The 15,219-nt window shown below is 69.8% G+C and carries 15 protein-coding genes; 6 read left to right on the top strand and 9 right to left on the bottom strand.

The features are described from left to right. Positions 1 to 2 precede the first annotated feature (2 nt). From MQN93_RS22240 to MQN93_RS22210, 7 genes are all read right to left on the bottom strand, one after another. Positions 3 to 1,139 (bottom strand): ABC transporter ATP-binding protein, encoded by a 1,137-nt coding sequence (locus MQN93_RS22240; protein WP_016433321.1) that lies wholly within the window; start codon positions 1,137 to 1,139, stop codon positions 3 to 5. A gap of 18 nt (positions 1,140 to 1,157) precedes the next feature. Further along, positions 1,158 to 2,951 (bottom strand): ABC transporter permease, encoded by a 1,794-nt coding sequence (locus MQN93_RS22235; protein ID WP_242710956.1) that lies wholly within the window; start codon positions 2,949 to 2,951, stop codon positions 1,158 to 1,160. A 6-nt stretch (positions 2,952 to 2,957) separates the two neighbouring features. Then, positions 2,958 to 4,067 carry an ABC transporter substrate-binding protein gene (locus MQN93_RS22230; protein ID WP_242710955.1) on the bottom strand — a complete coding sequence of 370 codons (1,110 nt, stop codon included), beginning with the start codon at positions 4,065 to 4,067 and terminating at the stop codon, positions 2,958 to 2,960. A gap of 42 nt (positions 4,068 to 4,109) precedes the next feature. Beyond that, entirely contained in the window at positions 4,110 to 5,213 is a 1,104-nt protein-coding gene (locus MQN93_RS22225) for an extracellular solute-binding protein (RefSeq protein ID WP_242710954.1), read from the bottom strand. 277 nt (positions 5,214 to 5,490) lie between these two features. After that, complete coding sequence (locus MQN93_RS22220) at positions 5,491 to 7,065, bottom strand: ethanolamine ammonia-lyase reactivating factor EutA (protein ID WP_242710953.1); 1,575 nt, start codon at positions 7,063 to 7,065, stop codon at positions 5,491 to 5,493. A 30-nt stretch (positions 7,066 to 7,095) separates the two neighbouring features. After that, on the bottom strand, positions 7,096 to 8,229 hold the full coding sequence (locus MQN93_RS22215) for a cupin domain-containing protein (protein WP_016433316.1): 1,134 nt from the start codon (positions 8,227 to 8,229) through the stop codon (positions 7,096 to 7,098). A 93-nt stretch (positions 8,230 to 8,322) separates the two neighbouring features. Further along, positions 8,323 to 9,087, bottom strand: coding sequence for a 2,3-bisphosphoglycerate-dependent phosphoglycerate mutase (locus tag MQN93_RS22210; RefSeq protein WP_242710952.1), 765 nt, complete (start codon positions 9,085 to 9,087; stop codon positions 8,323 to 8,325). A 154-nt stretch (positions 9,088 to 9,241) separates the two neighbouring features. On the opposite strand from MQN93_RS22210, the gene MQN93_RS22205 reads away from it, so the two are divergent. From MQN93_RS22205 to MQN93_RS22180, 6 genes are all read left to right on the top strand, one after another. Then, positions 9,242 to 9,556, top strand: a complete 315-nt coding sequence (locus tag MQN93_RS22205) for a 2Fe-2S iron-sulfur cluster-binding protein (RefSeq protein WP_234024405.1) — start codon at positions 9,242 to 9,244, stop codon at positions 9,554 to 9,556. A 69-nt stretch (positions 9,557 to 9,625) separates the two neighbouring features. Then, positions 9,626 to 10,912: an aromatic ring-hydroxylating dioxygenase subunit alpha gene (locus tag MQN93_RS22200; RefSeq protein WP_242710951.1), complete on the top strand. Its 1,287-nt coding sequence runs from the start codon at positions 9,626 to 9,628 to the stop codon at positions 10,910 to 10,912. A gap of 1 nt (position 10,913) precedes the next feature. Next, on the top strand, positions 10,914 to 11,393 hold the full coding sequence (locus MQN93_RS22195) for a 3-methyl-2-oxobutanoate hydroxymethyltransferase (protein WP_242710950.1): 480 nt from the start codon (positions 10,914 to 10,916) through the stop codon (positions 11,391 to 11,393). Positions 11,394 to 11,405: 12 nt separating this feature from the next. Continuing rightward, on the top strand, positions 11,406 to 12,239 hold the full coding sequence (locus MQN93_RS22190) for a 3-methyl-2-oxobutanoate hydroxymethyltransferase (RefSeq protein ID WP_242710949.1): 834 nt from the start codon (positions 11,406 to 11,408) through the stop codon (positions 12,237 to 12,239). 25 nt (positions 12,240 to 12,264) lie between these two features. Further along, positions 12,265 to 12,447, top strand: coding sequence for a hypothetical protein (locus tag MQN93_RS22185; protein WP_242710948.1), 183 nt, complete (start codon positions 12,265 to 12,267; stop codon positions 12,445 to 12,447). A gap of 25 nt (positions 12,448 to 12,472) precedes the next feature. After that, the gene (locus MQN93_RS22180) at positions 12,473 to 13,327 is read left to right on the top strand and encodes an alpha/beta fold hydrolase (protein WP_242710947.1); all 855 of its coding nucleotides are present in this window, start codon (positions 12,473 to 12,475) and stop codon (positions 13,325 to 13,327) included. 46 nt (positions 13,328 to 13,373) lie between these two features. Here MQN93_RS22180 and rpiB read toward each other — a convergent pair whose 3' ends face one another. Together rpiB and MQN93_RS22170 are read right to left on the bottom strand one after the other, a co-directional pair. Beyond that, positions 13,374 to 13,826 carry a ribose 5-phosphate isomerase B gene (gene rpiB, locus MQN93_RS22175; RefSeq protein ID WP_242710946.1) on the bottom strand — a complete coding sequence of 151 codons (453 nt, stop codon included), beginning with the start codon at positions 13,824 to 13,826 and terminating at the stop codon, positions 13,374 to 13,376. 447 nt (positions 13,827 to 14,273) lie between these two features. Then, the gene (locus MQN93_RS22170) at positions 14,274 to 15,215 is read right to left on the bottom strand and encodes an ABC transporter substrate-binding protein (protein ID WP_242710945.1); all 942 of its coding nucleotides are present in this window, start codon (positions 15,213 to 15,215) and stop codon (positions 14,274 to 14,276) included. Positions 15,216 to 15,219: the final 4 nt, after the last annotated feature.

The following is a 15,219-nucleotide window of genomic DNA, read 5'->3' as shown; positions in this document are numbered from 1 at the left end:
GCTCAGTCGACCGGGACCAGGGTCACCTTGTCCGGGGCCACCGTGAAGTGGACCTCGGTCCCGGGCGGGATCGACAGGTTGGGGTTGGAGCGGTTGCGGATCTCCAGGTCGCCCACGCCCACGATGTGGTCGACGACGTCGCCCATGAAGGCACGGTTGCGGATCGTGCCGGACCACTCGTTGGGCACGTCGCCGCGCCGCTCGCGGGACAGGTCGACGCACTCCGGCCGGATCGAGATCAGCACCGTGTCGCCGATGCCCGGCGTCCGCTCCACCCCGCGCGCGACCATCCGGCCGTGCGCGGTGTCGGCCTGCACCTCGTCGCCCTTGACCGAGACCACCTTGGCCTCCATGAAGTTGGAGGTGCCGATGAACTCGGCGACGAAGCGGGTGGCCGGCTTGGTGTAGATCTCGCGGGGCTTGCCGATCTGCTCGATACGGCCCTGGTTCATCACCGCGATCCGGTTGGACATCACCAGCGCCTCGGACTGGTCGTGTGTCACGTAGATCGCGGTCAGGTTCAACTCCCGCTGCAGCCGCTTGAGTTCGAAGCGCATGGTCTCGCGGAGCTTGGCGTCCAGGTTGGACAGCGGCTCGTCGAGCAGCATCAGTTCGGGCCGGGTCACCAGGGCGCGGGCCAGGGCGAGGCGCTGCTGCTGGCCGCCGGAGAGCTTGGTGGCGGGCCGGGAGGCGTAGGCGCCGAGCTCGATCACATCGAGGACCTGTCCGACGCGGTCCTCTATCTCCTTGCGGTCCGGGCGTTTGCCGCGCGGCAGCACGTCCAGCGGGAAGGAGACGTTCTTGAAGACCGACATGTGCGGCCAGATCGCGTACGACTGGAAGACCATGCCGAGTCCGCGCCGGTTGGCCCGCATGTTGATGCCCTGCTCGTGGTCGTAGAGGACCTTGCCGCCGAGCGTCACCCGCCCCTCCGTCGGGCGTTCGAGGCCCGCGACCGAGCGCAGGGTCGTGGTCTTGCCGCAGCCGGAGGGGCCGAGCAGCGTGAACAGTTCGCCGTCGTGGACCTCGAAGTCGACCCCGCCCACGGCGTACACCCGAGTGCCCGCCCCGGAACCGCGTTTCGCCTTGCGTCCCGACGTGTCGTCGTAGCTCTTCTTGAGGGATTCGACCGTCAACATCGCTGATGGTTCCTTCGGTTAGTTCGCGGAGTCGTTCTGCAGCCCGAAGCGGGCGCCCAGCCGGTAGGCGACGGAGACCAGCACGACGAGCAGGACGACCATCAGGACGCCCAGCGCGGCCAGGGTGGTGAACTGGCCGTTCTCGAACTGCTCCCAGATCAGCACCGACAGCACTTCCTTGCCGGGGCTGTAGAGCAGGATCGTGCTGGACAGCTCGCGGAAGGACACGACGAGGATGTAGACCCAGCCGGCCAGGATGCCGCCGCTCATCAGCGGCAGCACCACGCGCCGGAAGGTCTGGAACCAGGAGGCGCCCGACACCGCGGCCGACTCCTCCAGTTCGGGGGACATCTGCGCCATGGCCGACGACGAGTAGCGCATGCCGTAGGGCAGATAGCGCGTGCAGTACGACACCAGCAGGATCAGCAGCGTGCCGTAGATCGGCAGCGGCATCCGCAGGTAGACGAACGACAGCGCGAGGCCCAGGACGAGCCCGGGGATGACGATGGGGGTGAAGGCCAGCAGGTCGAGGGCCCGCCGGCCGGGCGCCTTGGTGCGCAGGACGACCCAGGACACGATCGACGTCAGGAGCATCACCGCGGTGGCCGCGCCCAGTCCGACGATCAGCGAGTTCTTCAGCGCCGTGAAGGCGAGCGGCATGTTGAGGACGGTGCGGTAGTTGGCCAGCGTCATCTGGCTGAGCGTCTTGTGCGACGGTGCCGCGTAGTACTTCAGCAGCGAGGCGTAGACGAGGACCGCGACCGGCAGGACGACGGTGAGCAGGAAGTAGAGGATCACTCCCGCGCCCACGAACGGCCGCGCGCGGCCCAGTTCGACCGGGCGGGGACGGAAGGCCTTGCCGGTGACCGTCTGGAAGTTGCGCGAGGAGCGCTGCAGCCAGGCCGACAGCAGCACGCCGATGGCGGCGATGACGAGCAGGCCGATGGCGTACGCCCCGGCGGCTCCGTAGTCGACGGGGTAGGCCCGCAGCACGAAGTAGATGCGGCTGGTGAAGACGTAGATGCCGTTCTGCAGTCCGAGCAGGCCGGGCACCTCGAAGCTCTCCAGGGACTGCACGAACATCAGCAGCGCCGCCGAGATCATTGCGGGCCGCAGCAGCGGCACCGTGACCCGGCGCAGCACGGTCATCCTGCTTGCCCCCGACATGGCGGCGGACTCCTCCAGCGAGGGGTCCATCGCGCGGAAGGCGGCGACCATGAGCAGGAACGCGACCGGCGCGAGATGCAGCCCCTGCACCCAGATCATGCCCCACACGCTGTAGATGTTGATCGGGTTGGAGCCGAACAGGGGCTTGAAGACGAGGGCGTTGAGCAGTCCGCTCGACGGGTCGCCGAGGAAGATCCACGAGGTGGCGTACAGAATGCCGGGCACGATCAGCGGCACCAGCGACGCGGCGAAGAACAGCGCCTTGAACGGGGTGTCCGTGCGCACCTGGATGTAGGCGAGCGCGGTGCCGAGGATCAGGGCCAGCGCGGCGGCGCCGACCGCGAACCACAGCGAGTTGAGCATCATCTCGCCGGACTGCGAGTTGCCGCCGTAGGCCCGTGAGAAGGCCCCGAAGGAGACGCCGTTGCCGTCGGCGCTCAGGAACGTGTCGTGGATCAGATAGCCCAGCGGCACGACCGCGAGATAGCCGACGATGATCACGGCGCCGCCGACCAGCAGCCCCTGCAGGGACAGCGGGCGCTTCAGCAGCCGGACGAGCCGGCCGGGACGGGTGACGCCGGGTGACTCCGGTACCGGCGCGGGTCCCGGGCCGTCGTCACGCGAGGTGGTGGTCGCGAGGGTCATCGGCGGTCACTTCCCCACGGACGCGACGCCGCGCAGCAGTGCGTCGTACTTCTTGTCCCAGCTGCCGTCGTCCTTGCTCAGTCCCTTGACGTCGAAGGGCACCAGCGTGATGCCGGTCAGGCTCTTGTCGCCCGAGACCTTCGTCGACGGGGTCAGACCGAGCTTGACCAGCTCCTTCTGGCCGTCGGTGAGCAGCCAGTCGTAGAACAGCCAGGCGGCGGCCGGGTGCTGGGCGTCCTTGATCATGCCGACGCCGTTGGGCCGGCCGAAGGCGGGGATCGACGACTTGCCGCTCTTGGGCAGATGGGTCACGGGGGCGCCCTTCTCGGCGGCGCGGTCCGTGATGTACGTGTAGTTCATCGCCTCCATGGGCGTCTGGCCCGCGGTGAGGAACTGCATCATCGTCGTGTGGCCCTTGGCCACCTTGGCGTTGGCGGCGATCTTCTTCCACAGCGTGTCGACCTCGGCCTGGGACTTGCCGTGGTCCAGCCAGTACTTGGTGACGTTCTCGAACCAGTCGCTGTCGCTGACCTCGAGGGTCACCTTGCCCTTGTACTTGGGCAGTGCCAGGTCCTCCCAGCTGTGCGGCTCCTGGCCGGGCTTGATCAGGTCGGTGTTCCAGGCGGGCTGGAAGACGTTGAACCGGCTGGCCGTCCAGTTCTTGAACTTGCCCGTGGGCTCCACCTTGTCGAGGGCCGAGCCGTTGAAGTCGGCCAGGATCTTGTTGTCGGAGAGGGCGGTCATCTCCAGGAAGTTGGTCTCCACCGCATCGGCACCGGCCTTGCCGGCCTGGGCCTCCTGCATGGCCCGCTGGAGCACGGTCTCGGAGTTGCCGCGGAAGACGTTGACATGGATGCCGTACTTCTTCTCGAAGGCGTCGGCGACCGGAGTCGCGATGTCCGCGGTCATCGACGTGTAGAGGGAGAGCGTGCTGCCCTCCTTCTTGGCCAGCTCCTGGGCCTTGGCGCGCTGTTGGTCCTTGGGGAGGCCGGCGATCTGCGTGTACACGCCGCTGGCCTTGGCATTGGATGCGGTGGTGACGGCACCGCCGCATCCGGTGGTGACGGCCGCGACCAGCAGCACGGCCACGGCGAGGGTGGTGTTACGGGTGCTCATGCGGTGCTCTCCTGGAAGAGATGCGATACGGGGATGTGCGACTCAGCCCGCCGCCGGGACGCCGCGCAGCAGCGCGTCGTAGGCGGTGTTCCATTTCTTGGTGTCGGTCTCGGCTGTCTTCGAGAGGCTGTAGGTCTTGGTGCCGGGCGGGATCGGGTCCGTGTAGCCGGGCACCGACTTGGCCGCGGGGATGCGCAGCGACTCGGCGATCACCTTCTGGCCGGGGCCGAGGACCCAGTCGGTCCACAGCAGGGCGGCCGCGGGGTGCCGGGCGCGGGCCATCAGGGCGACGCCGTTGGGGCGCAGGATCACTGGCTCGACGGCCGGCCGCCAGGCGACGGGCGCGCCCTTCTTCGCGGCCTTGTCGACGGTGTGGCTGTAGACCGAGAGCGCCACCGCGAACTGTCCGGCGCTGAGCAGTTCGCCCTGCACCGTGTGGCCCTTGACCACCTTCACGTTGGAGGCGATCTTCTTGAACAGGGCGTCCGCCTGGGCGCCGGACATCCCCTTCTCCTCGGTCAGATACGTGTGCATGGACGCGTACCAGTCCCAGTCGCCGACCTCGACGGAGAGCTTGCCCTTCCACTTGGGGTCGGCGAAGTCCGCGAAGTCGGTGGGCTCCTCGCCCTTCTTGACCTGGTTGGTGTTCCAGCCGACGACGAAGGCGTTGAAGCGCTCGGCCGTCCAGCCGCCGAGGTTCTTCGCGGCGTCCTTCAGGCCCGCCTCGGCGGGTCCCTTGTAGGCGTGCAGCAGATGCTGGGAGTCCAGGGCGCGCAGTTCGAGGTCGTTGGTGTCCATGACGTCGTTCTGCGGCTTGTTCGCGTCGTTCTCCTGGATCGCCCGCTGCAGCACGGTCTCGGAGTTGGCCCGGAAGGCGTGGACCTTGATGCCCGGGTACGCCTTCTGGAAGGCGTCGACCAGGTCCTGGATGTCGGTGTTGGAGGTGTAGAGATCGAGCGTGCCGCCCTCGCTCCTGGCGTCGGCGAGCAGCTTGTCGGTGCGCTTGCTTCCGGTGAGCGACTCGTAGGGGGCGTAGGGGTTCTTCTCGGGAGCGGAACCGGCGGTGCCGGCGGTGGGAGAGGCGCCACAGCCGGTGAGAACGAGACCCGCGGCCAGCAGGCCGGCGGGGAGAGCACCTTGACGCATCGCACACTCCTTGGACGAGGCGAACGGCTCGTGGTGCGGACGGAAGAGCACAGAGTGTGGGGGACACGGCCGCGCCGACGGTGGGACGGGGAAGTCGTCGGGCGACCGGGGAACGCTTTGCGGATCACGTCCGACCGTGTGTCGGGTCCCTGCATAAAACAGCAGGAGAGGTCTTATGGTCTAACCACCGGACCAGAGCTTTGCTTTATTGTTACGCGCCGGAGTCCGGAGGGTTTCCAGGACCGGGCCGGGTGCCCCGGGACAGGCACCCGGCGGCTCAGCGGGGGTCCTGGCCGAAGACGAGCGACTTGATGGTGACCGGGACCGTGTTGGACGGTAAACGCAGCCGTCCGATGTCGACGTAGTCGAAGTCGCGCAGGCTCAGCCCGTCGATGACGAGCACGTCCCCGGTGACGTCCAGCTCCTCGCGCAGCAGCCTGCCCAGCGTCATGGCGACGTCCCCGTCGAGCACGACGTACAGCGGGCGTCCCGCGGCCGTGCGCTCGGCGACGGCGTCCCGGATGCCGCGGGCGAAGGGCAGCAGCCGCTCATGGCTGGGCAGTCCGCTCCACGACAGGGCGAGGGCGATGTCCGTGCCGGTCTGTGCGACGTCGAGGGCGACCAGACGGCGGCGGACCGCCGCTTCGACCGTGTCGGCGTCCACCACCTCCCCGAGCTCGTACACGGGCCGCACGACCTGCAGATTGCGGCGCGGCAGCAGCGCGTCCGGGTCCGAGATGCAGCCCGTGTTGCCGCTGAGCTGCACGCTGTACTCCGAGGCCCCGAGCGCCGTGGCCCGGATGCACTCGCCCGCGGGCAGCAGGGGATACGGCAGTGCCCCCGCGTCCACGTGCCGGCGCAGCGCGTGGCCGAGACGGCGGCCGAGGTCGCCGAAGTCCTCCTCCTCGCGCCCGTAGACGTACTCCCCGACCCCGCCCGAGAACATCACCCCGTCGATCGGGCCGGGCTCGGGCAGCGGATCGGTGAGATACAGCGCGCGGACCGCGGGGGAGGGCGGATCGCCGGTGACGGCCTCGACGAGCGCCCGCGCCATCGACTCCGCCACCAGCGTCAGCTCCTCACCGGTGACGGTGTCACCGGTCTTCCAGGCGAACCCGGCGCGGGCGGCGTGCTCGCCCCCGGCCGGGTCGAGCCGGACGATCCGGCCCGTCCCGTCGACCACCTGGAGCCGGCCGCCGACGTGGACCGCCGCGGTGGCGACGACCTGTCCGCGGTCGAGGACGGCGAGCTTGGTGGTCCCGCCGCCGATGTCGACGTTGAGGATGCGCCGTCCGCTCTCGTACGAGGCCTTTGCGGCCCCCGAGCCGTAGGCGGCCAGCATCGCCTCCATGTGGTGGCCGGCGCTCGCGTTCACCAGCTCGCCGCCGCGCTCGGCGAGGATGCCCGCGATGGCCTCGGCGTTGCGGCGGCGCAGCGCCTCGCCGGTGAGGATCACGACGCCGGTGTCGACGTCGGCCGGCTCGACGGATGCGGCACGGTAGGCCCGGTCGATGATCGAGCCGAGCACGGGAGCGTCGATGTACTCGTCGTCGGCGTACGGGGTGAGCTCCACCGGGGACCGGTGCAGGGTCTCCCGCCGCACCACCAGGTAGCGGCTGGTCAGGTCCTCGCTGATGCGCCGCAGATGCAGCCGCGAGAAGACGACCTGGGTGCCGGAGGAGCCGATGTCCATGCCGACGCTGTGCAGTGTGACATTGTCCTGCTGCCAGATCGGGTTGTCCTCCAGCGCCCCGTAGTCCTCGTCGTCGTGCAGATGGTCGTGATCGGGGAGGTACGCCGAGTGAACCGTGCGCACCCCGTCGTCGTGGTCGTGTCCTTCGGTGTGCGGCACGATCGCGCTCCTTCATGGACGGTGCACGGGTCAGACGGTGGCGGGCTGCTCCGGCAGTGGCGGGAGCGTGGCCAGCTCCGCCTCGTACACGGCGTCCATCCGCGGCTCCATGCCGTGCTTGGCGAGCGCCTCGCGGAAGGTCTCGCGCACATACGGCGACTCGTCGGCGTAGTCGATCTGGTCGCCGCCGATGCGCTTGCTGATCCACGCCTTGGGCACGCCCTGGGCGTTGCGCACGGAGACCACCTCGTGCTTGAAGGCGAGGTAACGGCTCGGCTCGGTACCGGTGTTGAAGTGCTGGTGGAACCACATGTTCGGCGGCACGATCAGCGAGCCCGGGCCCCACTCGTAGCGGCGCGGCTCCTCGCCCTCCGGCCACATCAGGCTGTAGCCCTCGCCGGACAGGATGATGACGTGGGCGCCCGGTCCGTGCCGGTGGCCCTTCTTGTAGGTGGCGGTCGGGAACTGCGAGATGTGGCTGTTCATCGAGCCCTTGGCCATCGCGAACCGGATGTGTCCGCCGCCGGCGCCGCGCTCCTTCGCCTCGACCAGCGGCAGGTTGACCGAGTCGGCCACGAAGTTGGTGTCGAGCAGCAGGCCCTTCTGCTCGCCCTTGGGGGAGAAGTAGTCGGGCTCGCCGTTGAAGCGGTCCGGGAAGTCCCGCGGGGTGCCGAAGACGAAGTCGGGGTCGCCGTAGAGGTTGATGACGGGCGGCATGTTCGTCGAGGAGACGAAGCGGGCCGCCTTGCGGCCGGAGCCGTTGAAGTGCTGGTGGTGGGCGTTGAGGGGGATGGCGAAGATCGATCCGGCCTGCCATTCGAAGCTGACCTCGGCGCCGGCGTCGTTCCAGACCTTGGTCGATCCCTGGCCCTCCAGGACGAGGATCATCTCCTCGAACAGCTGCCGCTGCGGGGCGAGTTTGCCGCCCGCCGGGATCTCGCAGACGTAGCAGTCGTTGGAGGTGCGGGTGGCTTCGTGGTTGATGAACACGCCCCGGCCGCCGCGTCGCTCCCATGGCTTCAGCTCGACCGTGCGCAGGTCGGGTATGTAGTGGGCGGCGATGATGTCCAGGCCTTCGGCGGCCACCCAGCGGGTGTAGGGGGAGTCCTTCTCGGTGGCGAACTTCGCCGCCAGGGTGTCGTTGACGATCGCGTCCTTGGCCATGTGGGCCCTTCCCGGTCGGCTCGTTCAGCACGACATGTGCTGACATTCACAGGGGGTGGATTGGTAGAACCATAAGGCCACCCCTGAGAGCCGTCAACGAGTCGTGCCGAGTCGTCTGCGACCTTGATCGGCCACCTCGGCCGCGCCCTCGGCGGCGGCGCGCGGATCCAGATAGCGTCCGCCGCGCACCAGCGGAGCCAGCTCTTCGTCCAGGTCGTAGCGCAGGGGCATGCCCGTGGGGATGTTCAGCTCCAGCAGTTCGTCGCGGCTCAGCCGGTCGAGATGGGCGACCAGCGCCCGCAGCGAGTTGCTGTGCGCGACGACCAGCACGGTCCGGCCCGCGCGCAGATCGGGCACGACGGCCTCGTGCCAGTACGGCAGCAGCCGGGCCGTGACGTCCGCGAGCGACTCGGTGCGCGGCAGCAGCTCGCGCGGCAGGTCCGCGTAGCGCGGATCGTGCGCCACGTCCGCGGTGCCGCCCTCCGGCGCGGGCGGCGGCGCCGCGTCGTAGGAACGGCGCCACTGCCGGAAGCGCTCCTCGCCGAACTCCCGCAGGATCTCGCTCTTCTCGCGGCCCTGGAGGGCGCCGTAGTGCCGCTCGTTGAGCCGCCAGTGCCGGGCGACGGGGGTGTGGGCGAGGCCGGCCGCCGTCATCGCCAGGCGCGCGGTGCGCACCGCGCGGGTCAGCACGGAGGTGTGCACGGACCGCGGCAGCAGGCCCGCCGAGCGCAGCAAGGTCCCGCTGTCGCGGGCCTGCTCCTCGCCCCGCGGGGTCAGGTCCACATCGATCCAGCCGGTGAACAGGTTCTTGGAGTTCCACGCGCTCTCGCCGTGGCGCAGAAGGATCAGCGTTCGCATGCCGCCGATTGTGACCCCGTGTCCCGTCTCTTGTTTCCCGTTCTCAGCATCTGGTCTAATGGACAGACCACCGGACCGGGAATGTGGCCCTGTCGGCCTGCTCGTCCGCAGTGGAATCCGCCGATCGCGAGAGGAAACAGGGACCTTGCCCAAGGTGATCTTCGTCGGCAGTGACGGTCCCGAGTACACCGTCGATGCGACGGTCGGGGACTCGGTCATGACGGCCGCGGTGAAGAACGGTGTGCCGGGGATCGTCGCCGAATGCGGCGGCAATCAGTCCTGCGCCACCTGCCATGTCTGGGTGCGCGAGGAGTTCGCGCCGCTGGTCGGCCCGCCGGGCGAGATGGAGGACGACCTCCTCGACCTCGCGGTGGCCGAACGGCGCGACACCAGCCGGCTGTCCTGCCAGATCCGCGTCACCCAGGAGCTGGGCGGACTGACCGTGGAGATCCCGCCGGAACAGCCCTGACCGCGGCGCCCCGCCCGGCACCGACGTCCACGACCCGGCCACGGGTCAGTACCTGAAAGGGAAACGGCTGTGCTCAGGAAAGACATCAACGAACTGCTCACCCAGACCGGTCCGGGAACGCCGATGGGCGAGCTGTTCCGCCAGTACTGGATCCCCGCCCTGCTGGCCGAGGAACTCCCCGAAAACGACTGCCCGCCCGTGCGCGTCAAGCTCCTGTCGGAGCGCATGGTCGCCTTCCGCGACAGCGAGGGACGCTACGGCCTGGTCGACGAGTTCTGCGCCCACCGCGGCGCCTCCCTCTGGTTCGGCCGCAACGAGGGCTCGGGCCTGCGCTGCCCCTACCACGGCTGGAAGTACGACGTCACCGGCCAGTGCATCGAGGTGCCCTCCGAGGCCGACAACAGCAGCTTCTGCCAGAACGTCCAGCTCACCTCCTACCCGCTGGTGCGGATCGGCGACGTGCTGTGGACCTACATGGGCGACCGGGCCACCCAGCCCCCGCTGCCCGAGTTCGAGTGGGTGCACGTCCCGCCGGAGCAGACCTACACCTCCAAGCGCTGGCAGCAGTGCAACTGGCTGCAGGCCTTCGAGGGCGGCATCGACTCCAGCCATGTCACCTTCCTGCACTCCGGCGGCCTGAAGACCGACCCGCTGTTCCGGGGCGCCAAGGGCAACGAGTACAACATGAACGACACCAAGCCCTTCTTCGAGGTCGCCGACAGCGAGGGCGGACTCTTCGTCGGCGCCCGGCGCAACGCCGAGGAGGGCAAGTACTACTGGCGGATCACGCCCTATGTGATGCCGGCCTTCACCATGGTCCCGCCGCGCGGCGACCACCCCGTGCACGGCCACTTCTGGGTGCCGATCGACGACGAGAACTGCTGGACGTACTCCTTCGACTACCACCCCGTGCGCCCGCTCACCGAGACCGAACGGCAGGCGATGATCGACGGCCACGGCGTGCACAGCAAGAACATCCCGGGCACCTACCGGCCGATGGCCAACATGGACAACGACTATCTGATCGACCGGGAGGCGCAGAAGCGCGGCGAGACCTACTCCGGTGTGGCCGGCATCGCCATGCAGGACGCCTCGCTGCAGGAGAGCATGGGCCCGATCGTCGACCGCTCCAAGGAGCGCCTGGTGCCCGCCGACAGCGGGATCATCAAGGCCCGGCAGAAGCTGCGCAAGGCCGCCATCGCCCTGCGCGACGAGGGCGTGACCCCGCCCGGCGTCAACCCCGAGCACCACAAGGTGCGTTCGGCGGCGGTGGTGCTGCCGCAGGCCGAGTCCTTCCTGGACTCCTGCCGCGACGCGGTCAAGGTGACACCCGGCGTCCCGCAGGCCTCGGTGTGACATGACGACGCCCACCTTGCAGTTGAGCGAGAGCGCCCGCGCGGCCTCGGCGAGCGAGTCCCGGTACCGGATCGACGTACCGATCCGGCCCGCCCGCTCCGCCCGGGTCGTCGCCCTGGACGAGCGGGCGGCCACCGTCGCCCGCAACCTGGCGGCACGCCCCTGGGCCCATGCCCGCTTCTACACCAGCGACGGCGATGCACGGCTGCGTGAACTCGACGGCGCCGCCGCCCCGTTGGACGAGGTGCTGACCGGCACCGACGTGGTCGTCGTCCTCGCCACCGAGGACGGCGGCCGTGCGGCCGCCGCCGCGATCGGCAGGATCTGCGGGCGGCGGGGCATCACCACCGCCGGTGTGGTCCTGGGCGACGGCTTCGAGGCGGACGACGCGGTCGCCGCACTGCGGCCGTACGCCCGCGTCCTGCTGCTGTCCGCCGACGAGGCCGACGCCTTCGAACTGCTCACCGCACTCAGGGTCTAGGAGGCCCGGCACATGTCCGAGAAGGTCACACCGCGCGGTCTGCAGCGGATGAAGGACGAGGGCCGCAAGATCGTCGGCGTCGTCGCCTGGGACTACCAGATCGCGCGCATCGTCGACCGGGCGGGAGTGGAGCTGGTCTCCGTCGGCGACACCGTCGGCGTGAACCTGTGGGGCCACTCCAACCCCTTCGAGGTGACGATGGACGAGATGGTCGTCGTCGCCCGGGCGGTGCGGCGCGGTGTCGAACGGGCCCTGGTCAGCGTCGACTTCCCGTTCGGCCCGCTGCAGGAGGGCACGGACAGTGCCGTCCGCGCGGCGGTGCGGTTCGTCAAGGAGGCCGGGGTCGACCTGGTCAAGCTGGACGGCGCCGCCGACTTCCCCGAGGCCGTCGAGGCGATCACCCGCGCCGGCATCCCGGTCTTCGCGCAGTTCGGCATCACCCCGCAGACCGCGCTGCGCTACGGCGTCGAGTACCACGCGATCCCCTCCTCCGCCGACCAGGTGCCGGAGGAGATGAAGGACGCCATGATCGCCGAGGCGAAGCGGCTGGAGGACGCGGGCGCGGTCCTGCTGAACTTCACCAACTCCGGCCCGGTGGTGGGCGCCGCGGTCGCCGAGGCCGTCTCCGTCCCCGTGGTCGGCGGCTTCGGCGGCGGCCCCTGGCTCGACGGCCGGATGCGCATGGCCCACGCGGCCATCGGCTACGCCGCCTCGAACCTCGACGATCCCACGAAGACCTACGCCAACGTAGCCCGCACCACGCTGGAGGCGATCACCGCCTACGCGGCGGACGTCCGGGCCGCGCGCCAGGTCGCCGGCGGTGTTCCCGTCCCGCCGGCGACCTGAACCTCGCTCAGAAAGGGAGTACGACATGTCCACGGCCGTCATCGACGGGATCGGCACGCCTAACGAGGTCACCGGTCCGGGGTCGTGCCTGTTGTTGTTCTCGCCCGGTGGCCGTGTGCGCATGGCGCACGCGATCACCGCCTACGCGACGGACGTTCGGGCCGCGCGCCAGGTCGCCGGCGGTGTTCCCGTCCCGCCGGCGACCTGAACCTCGCCCAGAAAGGGAGTACGACATGTCCACGGCCGTCATCGACGGGATCGGCACGCGCTACGAGGTCACCGGCTCGGGGCCACCCCTGCTGATGTTCTCGCCCGGTGGCTTCGACTCGAGCCTGGAGAGCTGGCGCACGGTCGGCGTCTATCGTCGGCTGCGCCTGCTCGACCACCTCGGCGAGAAGTTCACCTGCATCACCTTCGACCGGCGCGAGTCGGGCCGCTCCGGCGGCCGGCTGGAGCGGATCTCGTGGGCGGACTACGTCCGTCAGGGCGTCGGCCTCCTCGACCATCTCGGCATCGGGCAGGCCCACTTGATGGGCGGCTGCGTCGGCTGCTCCACCGTGGCGTCGGTCGCGGTGGCCCACCCCGAACGCGTCCTGAGCATGGTGCTGTACTCACCGGCCGGAGGCGTCAAGTACCGCATGAAGCAGCACGAGCGCTTCCAGCGTCATCTCGCCTACGTCGACGAACACGGCCCGCAGGCGGTCGTGACCCTGGCCCGCGGCACCGACGAGGGCTTCACCAAGGACCCCCGGGTCGGCCCGTGGGCCCAAGTGATCCGCACCGACACGGAGTTCGCCGACAGCTACGCCCGCACGGACCCCGCCCGCTACCGCTCCACGGTGTCCGGCATGGCCCGCCTGCTGTTCGACCGCGACACGGTGCCGGGCCCCGAGCCCGAGGACCTGCTCGCTCTCGACGTACCGGCGCTGATCGTGCCGGGCCAGGACACCTCGCACGCGCCGTCGGCCGCGCGGTACTTGCAGGAGTGCCTTGCGGACAACGAGTACTGGGACGTCCCGGTGGCCGAACAGACGGAAGAGACCGCGCCCGCACGGGTGTTGGAGTTCCTGTCCCGGAAGCCGGCGTGAAGAACGGCGCGGCCACGGCTTCGAAGCCGTGGCCGCGCCGTTCTGTTCAGCCCTGCGAGGCGACCCGCTCCAACTCGGCGATCTGCGCCAGCCTGCGCGCATGCACACCCCCGTTGAACGGCGTGCTCAGCCACACCTCCACGATCTCCTCCGCCACCTCCGGCGCGAGGACCTTCGCCGCGAGGACGAGGACATTGGAGTCGTTGTTGCCCCGGGAGATGCGCGTGCTCCACAGGTCGTGGCAGAGCCCGGCCCGTATCCCGCGGAGCTTGTTGCAGGCGATGGTCTCCCCGAGCCCGCTGCCGCCGAGAACGATGCCGCGGTCGACGCGGCCGTCGGTCACCTCGCGGCAGACATCCGCGCACAGCGGCGGATAGTCCACCGTCCCGTCGGAGTGACTGCCCCGATCATCGACGATGTGCCCGGCGGCCGTGAGCCAGTCGGTGAGCCGGGTCTTCAGGGCGAAACCGTTGTGGTCGGCGGCGATGGCGATGCGCATCGGTGTCCCTTCGGCGGGTCGGGCGGCAGGCGGTCGGGTGGTGAGGCGGTCGGGGGGTCTGGCGGTCTGGCGGCAGGCGGTCTGACGGTCGGGCGGTCTGGCGACAGGCGGTGAGGCGGCAGGCGGCAGGCGGTGAAGCGGTCGGGTGGTCACGCGGCAAACGGTCGGGCGGTCTGCGGTGAGGCGGCAGGCGGTCTGACGGTCCGGTGGTCTGGTGGTGAGGCGGTCGGGTGGTCTGGCGGTGCGGCGGTCGGGGGTCTGGCGGTCGGGCGTTGAGGCGGTCTGGCGGTCGGGTGGTGAGGCGATCGGGTGGTCAGGCGGCAGGCGGCAGGCGGCAGGCGGTCGGGGGTCTGGCGGCGAGGCGGTCGAACGGTCGGACGGTCACGCGGCAGGCGGTCGGGCCGTCACGCGGTCACGCGATGAGGCAGTCAGGCAGGCACGCTGCGGTCACGCGGTCAGTGTGCGGGTCGTCTCTGCGAACAACTCCTCCAGCGGCAGAGGCCGTTCGAGGATCCGTTGGTCGATCGCATGCCGCATCAGCCGCTCCAGCACGGCGCGGTTGGGCTCGATCCCGTACGGCAGTGGATCCGTGCCGGTCGCGTCCATGACCCGCCGGTACATGCGGTCGGTGGGGGAGTCGCCGGCGCCGGCCCGCAGCCGGTCCACGTACAGCCCCTTGGCGCGGGCGAACGCGTCCAAGACGTCCGCCCCCAACTCCGGCCGCTCGGCGAGCAGTTCGTCCCGGATCACCACCAGGTGGTTGATCGGGTACAGCCCGCGTTCGCGCAGCGCCGCCAGTCCGGCCCGTTCGGCGTCGGGGATCAGCGGGACCAGCGCGGACGACTCGGGCCTGGGGCCGATCACCGCGGCCAGGTCACCGTCGATCACGGACTCCTCCAGCGAGCGCCCCGCCTCCAGCGGTACGACGTTCGCCGGCGGCCGGAACTCGGCCACGTGCTCGTCCCCGGACAGCACCCAGGTCACCTTGTCGAGGTCGACGCCGTACTCCTCGGCGAGGACCGCACGCGCCCAGACCCCGGTTGTCACCGTGTAGCCCCGGCTGACGCCGACCCTGCGGCCCTCCAGGTCCTTGGGCTCGCGCACTCCGGACGACGGGTCGTAAAAGATCGCGCCGTGATGGAAGCCGCGCACCAGGAAGGCGGGCACGGCCGTGAAGCGCGCGCCGTGCGCCTTCGCCACCAGATACGTGGTCAGCGCCATCTCGCTGATGTCGAACTCGTTCTCGCGCACCATCCGCCGGAACGCCTGCACCAGCACCGGCACTTCCTCGAACTCGAACGCGAAGCCGTGGGGCGTCACCGCCCCGGTCTTGAGCGCCTCGTTGTTGCCCTGGGTACGGGTCACTGTCCTGAGCTGAGGTATCACCATGCGC

It is taken from the genome of Streptomyces spinosisporus (genome assembly GCF_022698145.1).
Lineage (GTDB): Bacteria > Actinomycetota > Actinomycetes > Streptomycetales > Streptomycetaceae > Streptomyces > Streptomyces spinosisporus.
The sequence above is the reverse complement of the archived record's forward strand: the minus strand, read 5'-3'. Positions and strand labels throughout refer to the sequence as shown.

Bases quoted from the DNA above. Each gene is read 5' to 3' on its own strand.
- MQN93_RS22240 (WP_016433321.1), bottom strand. From the start codon at position 1,139: ATGTTGACGGTCGAATCCCTCAAGAAGAGCTACGACGACACGTCGGGA.
- MQN93_RS22235 (WP_242710956.1), bottom strand. From the start codon at position 2,951: ATGACCCTCGCGACCACCACCTCGCGTGACGACGGCCCGGGACCCGCG.
- MQN93_RS22230 (WP_242710955.1), bottom strand. From the start codon at position 4,067: ATGAGCACCCGTAACACCACCCTCGCCGTGGCCGTGCTGCTGGTCGCG.
- MQN93_RS22225 (WP_242710954.1), bottom strand. From the start codon at position 5,213: ATGCGTCAAGGTGCTCTCCCCGCCGGCCTGCTGGCCGCGGGTCTCGTT.
- MQN93_RS22215 (WP_016433316.1), bottom strand. From the start codon at position 8,229: ATGGCCAAGGACGCGATCGTCAACGACACCCTGGCGGCGAAGTTCGCC.
- MQN93_RS22210 (WP_242710952.1), bottom strand. From the start codon at position 9,087: ATGCGAACGCTGATCCTTCTGCGCCACGGCGAGAGCGCGTGGAACTCC.
- MQN93_RS22195 (WP_242710950.1), top strand. From the start codon at position 10,914: ATGACGACGCCCACCTTGCAGTTGAGCGAGAGCGCCCGCGCGGCCTCG.
- MQN93_RS22190 (WP_242710949.1), top strand. From the start codon at position 11,406: ATGTCCGAGAAGGTCACACCGCGCGGTCTGCAGCGGATGAAGGACGAG.
- MQN93_RS22185 (WP_242710948.1), top strand. From the start codon at position 12,265: ATGTCCACGGCCGTCATCGACGGGATCGGCACGCCTAACGAGGTCACC.
- MQN93_RS22180 (WP_242710947.1), top strand. From the start codon at position 12,473: ATGTCCACGGCCGTCATCGACGGGATCGGCACGCGCTACGAGGTCACC.
- rpiB (WP_242710946.1), bottom strand. From the start codon at position 13,826: ATGCGCATCGCCATCGCCGCCGACCACAACGGTTTCGCCCTGAAGACC.
- MQN93_RS22170 (WP_242710945.1), bottom strand. From the start codon at position 15,215: ATGGTGATACCTCAGCTCAGGACAGTGACCCGTACCCAGGGCAACAAC.